Here is a 4,204-nt window from a genome sequence, read left to right as displayed (position 1 = left end):
CGCGCCCGGGCGCCCCCGCCGCCGCCGCCCGCGCGTGCGGGGGTGGGCGCGGCCCGGCGCGCGGCGCGGCCCCCCTCCCACCAAAAGTCCTGCCCACCCCTACGGCAGCACCCTGCACAACGCATCCAACGCCCCCGCCCACGCCGAATCCGCCGGCGTCCCGTACCCCACCACCAGCGCATCCCGCTTGGCGACCCGCGCCGCGGGATGCCGGAACTGCTCGATCCCCTGCAGGGCAAGGCGTTGCCAGCTCGCCGCCTGCACCACCGAGCGCTCCGTGCCCGCCGGGAGTTCGAGGACCGCGTGCAGGCCCGCCGCGATCCCCGACACCCGCACCTCCGGCGCCCGCGAGGCCAGCGCGGCGACCAGTTGGTCGCGGCGACGGCGGTAGCGCAGCCGTGCGCCGCGCACATGACGGTCGTACTCACCGGACGTGATGAACTCCGCGAGGGTCAGCTGATCAAGCACCCCGCAGGTCCAGTCGGTGCCGCCCTTCGCCTCGATGACCTCCGCGGCGACCGGCGCCGGCAGGACCATCCAGCCGAGCCTGAGGCCGGGAGCCAGGGACTTGCTCGCCGTGCCGAGGTAGACCACCCGGTCGGGGTCGAGACCCTGCAGCGCGCCCACCGGCTGCCGGTCGTAGCGGAACTCCCCGTCGTAGTCGTCCTCCAGGATCAGCCCGCCCGTGCGCCGCGCCCAGTCGACGGCGGCCGCACGCCGGTCGGGGTGCAGCGGTACGCCCATCGGGAACTGGTGCGCGGGGGTGAGCAGCGCCACCTTCGCCGAGCCGGTGCCCAACTCGGCGGTGGAGGTACCCAGTTCGTCGAAGGTCAGCGGTCTTGTCCGCAGCCCCGCCCGCCTCAGGAGCTCCCAGTGGGCGTCGAGTCCGTACGGCTCCACCGCCACCTCCCGCAGCCGACGCGCCCGCAGCACTTCGCCGAGAAGTTTCAGTCCGTGTACGAACCCGGCGCAGATGACGATGCGGTCCGGGTCCGCGTGCACGCCCCGCGCCCGCGCGAGGTAGTCCGCGAGGGCGGTGCGCAGTTCGATCCGGCCGCGCGGATCGCCGTAGCCGAGCGCGTCGTTCGGCGCGGCGTTCAGCGCGCGGCGGGCGGCCTTGAGCCATTCGGCGCGGGGGAAGGACGCGAGGTCCGGGGTGCCCGGCATCAGGTCGTACGTCGGCGCGCCGCTGACCCGGCGGGGCCGCGCGGGCGCCGCGGGACGCGGGACCGTCCGCTCGGCGACCCGGGTCCCGGACCCCTGCCGAGCGGTGAGCCACCCTTCGGCGACCAGGTCCGCGTACGCGTCGGCGACCGTGTTGCGCGCGATGCCCAGGTCGACGGCGAGCGACCGCGAAGAGGGCAGCCGGGTGCCGGGGGCCAGGCGCCCGCCGCGCACCGCCTCGCGCAGGGCGTCCGTGAGCCCCTTGCGCACGCCGGAGCGCGTCGCGTCACCGGCTGTCTCCAGGTGAAGGTCGACCCCCAAAGTGGCCCACGATTCTTCCATGGAAATGGACCATACCTCTGGGCTATTCGAGCCGTACGGTCGACACCATGAACACGCACGAGAACACGCACGAGAACACGCACGACAACACCTCCGCACAGACAACACAGCCCGCGCAGCCCGCGCAGCCCAAGGAATACCTGCACGAGCACACCCCCCGCCTCGCCTGGTCCGCGCACGCCCCCGAAGTCTTCAAGGCGATGATCCGGCTCGACGCGGCCGCCCGTAAGGGCCTCGACCCGGTGGTCTTCGAGCTCGTCAAGATCCGCGCCTCGCAGATCAACCACTGCGCGCTCTGCCTCGACATGCACACGAAGGACGCGCTCGCCGCGGGCGAGAGCGTCGAGCGGATCATCCAGCTCAGCGCGTGGGAGGAGTCGCAGCACTTCTACACCGCGAAGGAGATCGCGGCGATCGAGCTGACCGAGGCGATCACCGTCCTGACCGACGGTTTCGTGCCGGACGAGGTGTACGAGAAGGCCGCGGAGCAGTTCGACGAGGCGGAGCTGACCCAGCTCATCGCCGCGATCACGGTGATCAACGCGTGGAACCGCTTCGGCGTCTCCACGCGGCAGGTGCCGGGCCACTACAAGGCGGGGGACGCCAAGTGAGCCCTCGTACGACCTACTTGGACGAGGGCGTCGGCCGCGCGATGTCCGCACTGAGCGCGGCCGCCAAGAAGGGGCTCGGCGACCCCGTGCTCGCCGAGCTGGTGATGATGCGGGCCTCGCAGATCAACGCGTGCGCGTTCTGCCTGGACATGCATGTGGACCTCGCCCTGAAGGCCGGCGAGAGCGCCAAGCGCATCGCGCTGCTCAACGCCTGGGAAGAATCCGGGGAGTTGTTCGGCGAGCGCGAGCGTGCGGCGCTCGCGCTCACCGAGGCGATCACGGTCCTCACGGACGGCTTCGTTCCCGACGCGACGTACGAGCAGGCGGCCACCCACTTCGACGAGGCCGAACTCGCCCATCTCATCGGCCTGATCGCCGTCATCAACAGCTGGAACCGGCTGATGGTCAGCCGCCGCATCGAGCCCGGAGGGTATACGCCATGAGCCTCGTCGACGACTTCAGGACGCTGCACCATGGCCGGGCCCCCGGTGACCCGCTCGTCCTGCCAGGACCCTGGGACGCGGCGAGCGCGCGGCTCTTCGAGGAGGTCGGATTCCCGGCTTTGGCCACGCCGAGCGCAGGGGTCGCCGCGTCGCTGGGGTACGCGGACGGATCGGTGCCGCCGGACGAGATGTTCGCGGCGGTGCGCAGGATCGTGCGGTCGGTGTCCGTGCCGGTGTCCGCGGACATCGAGGACGGCTACGGCCTGCCGCCCAAGGAGCTGGTGGAGCGGCTCCTGGAGACGGGCGCGGTGGGCTGCAACCTGGAGGACTCGTCGGACGGGGTTCTCAAGGATCCGCGCGAGCAGGCGGACTGGCTGGCGGAGGTACGTTCCGTCGCGGACGGGCGGGTGTTCATCAACGCCCGTGTGGACACGTTCCTCCGGGGCGTCGCCGACCCCGCGCAGGCCGTCGAACGGGCCCGGCTCTACGTGGCGGCGGGCGCGGACTGCGTCTATCCGATCTTCGCGCCGCCCGAGGTGCTGCCGCGGCTCCTCGCGGACATCGAGGGCCCCGTCAACGCGGGCGCGCACCCGCACGGACCGGATCTGCGGAAGCTGGGTGAACTGGGCGTCACTCGGATCACGTTCGGGCCCGGCCTGCTGATCCGGGCGACGGAGGCACTGCGGGAGATCGCCGGTCAGCTGCGCCAGGCGTGACGGTGCCGGGCTCCCGTACGACGGGAGCCCGGAACGGCGTCAGTACTTGCTGATGCAGGAGAGCTTGACCCGCCCGGTCTGGGCATCGGGGAGCTGGTCCTTGATGCTCCAGGCTTCCACCCGCCACTTCACCGAACGCATTTCGGTGGGTGTCGCGCGTTCCGTCACCAGAACCTGCTGAGAACCGCCGAAGTTGTGCGTGCGCAGCGCGCCGCCACTCGTCGACTTGAACCGGTGCTTGATGTTGCCGATTCCGGCGGAGGAGATATAGACCGTCTTCCCCGCGGGGCAGGTCTTGGTGCCGGACTTCTTCTGCTTGAGTTTGTCCGACGCCTTTCCGACCCGCCAGCCCTGCGAACTGCAGTAGCCGTACACCTTGTTCAGGTTGTTCGGGTTTCCCCAGGTTGAAGTGACCTTCCACTTGACGGACTTGCGCCACGTCGGAATAGTCCGCGTCGAGGCACCGCTGGGATCGTGCTTCCAGATCCTGGAGACCAGCCTGCCGCCGGCGGGCTTCCACGACACCCGCGACGCACCCACGGCCGAGTCCCAGATCCAGGCGGTCTCGCCCCTCTTACGGCACTTGAGCGTGCCCTTCTTGGTGTGGAATCCGGCTGCCTTGCTGACCGAGTCGGACTTCTCCGCGGCGGCGGGTGCGGGGCTGGCCTGCGCCGACCCGGTACCCATCATCGGCGTCAGGACAGCGGCACCGACGGCGAGTGCGCACACTCGCGTACTCACTCGACGAGGGAGATTCATACGCGTCTACCATCTCTCTTCAGGCTTGGCATGAACACAGCCCACGGTAGGCGCGGCAGATCGGGCCCCACAATTGCACGAAAGTGCAATACGCCAGGTGAATAACGCGACGGTGCCGGGGGCCCTTTGAAATGGCTGTCTCTGATTCTCTGATACACACATACCCGCG

At 70.3% G+C, this 4,204-nt stretch carries 5 protein-coding genes; 3 read left to right on the top strand and 2 right to left on the bottom strand.

Translation table 11 applies throughout. From position 1 onward, the window contains the following. Positions 1–99 precede the first annotated feature (99 nt). A complete protein-coding gene (locus ACFWY6_RS44630; RefSeq protein ID WP_384703423.1) occupies positions 100–1,506 on the bottom strand; it encodes a PLP-dependent aminotransferase family protein in 1,407 nt (468 codons plus the stop codon). 47 nt (positions 1,507–1,553) lie between these two features. Between ACFWY6_RS44630 and ACFWY6_RS44625 the strand changes: the two genes are divergently transcribed. From ACFWY6_RS44625 to ACFWY6_RS44615, 3 genes are read left to right on the top strand one after another with little or no spacing between them, the layout of a single operon-like run. Beyond that, the gene (locus ACFWY6_RS44625) at positions 1,554–2,117 is read left to right on the top strand and encodes a carboxymuconolactone decarboxylase family protein (RefSeq protein ID WP_384703420.1); all 564 of its coding nucleotides are present in this window, start codon (positions 1,554–1,556) and stop codon (positions 2,115–2,117) included. Positions 2,118–2,158: 41 nt separating this feature from the next. Further along, on the top strand, positions 2,159–2,560 hold the full coding sequence (locus ACFWY6_RS44620) for a carboxymuconolactone decarboxylase family protein (protein WP_384703426.1): 402 nt from the start codon (positions 2,159–2,161) through the stop codon (positions 2,558–2,560). Then, complete coding sequence (locus ACFWY6_RS44615; protein ID WP_384703417.1) at positions 2,557–3,276, top strand: isocitrate lyase/phosphoenolpyruvate mutase family protein; 720 nt, start codon at positions 2,557–2,559, stop codon at positions 3,274–3,276. The genes ACFWY6_RS44620 and ACFWY6_RS44615 overlap by 4 nt, the downstream gene beginning before the upstream one ends. Positions 3,277–3,315: 39 nt before the next feature. Here the strand turns inward: ACFWY6_RS44615 and ACFWY6_RS44610 are convergent, their stop codons facing one another. Next, positions 3,316–4,017, bottom strand: coding sequence for a hypothetical protein (locus ACFWY6_RS44610; RefSeq protein ID WP_384703414.1), 702 nt, complete (start codon positions 4,015–4,017; stop codon positions 3,316–3,318). Positions 4,018–4,204: the final 187 nt, after the last annotated feature.

The sequence above is a fragment of the Streptomyces sp. NPDC059037 genome (genome assembly GCF_042740015.1).
GTDB lineage: Bacteria > Actinomycetota > Actinomycetes > Streptomycetales > Streptomycetaceae > Streptomyces.
The sequence above is the reverse complement of the archived record's forward strand: the minus strand, read 5'-3'. Positions and strand labels throughout refer to the sequence as shown.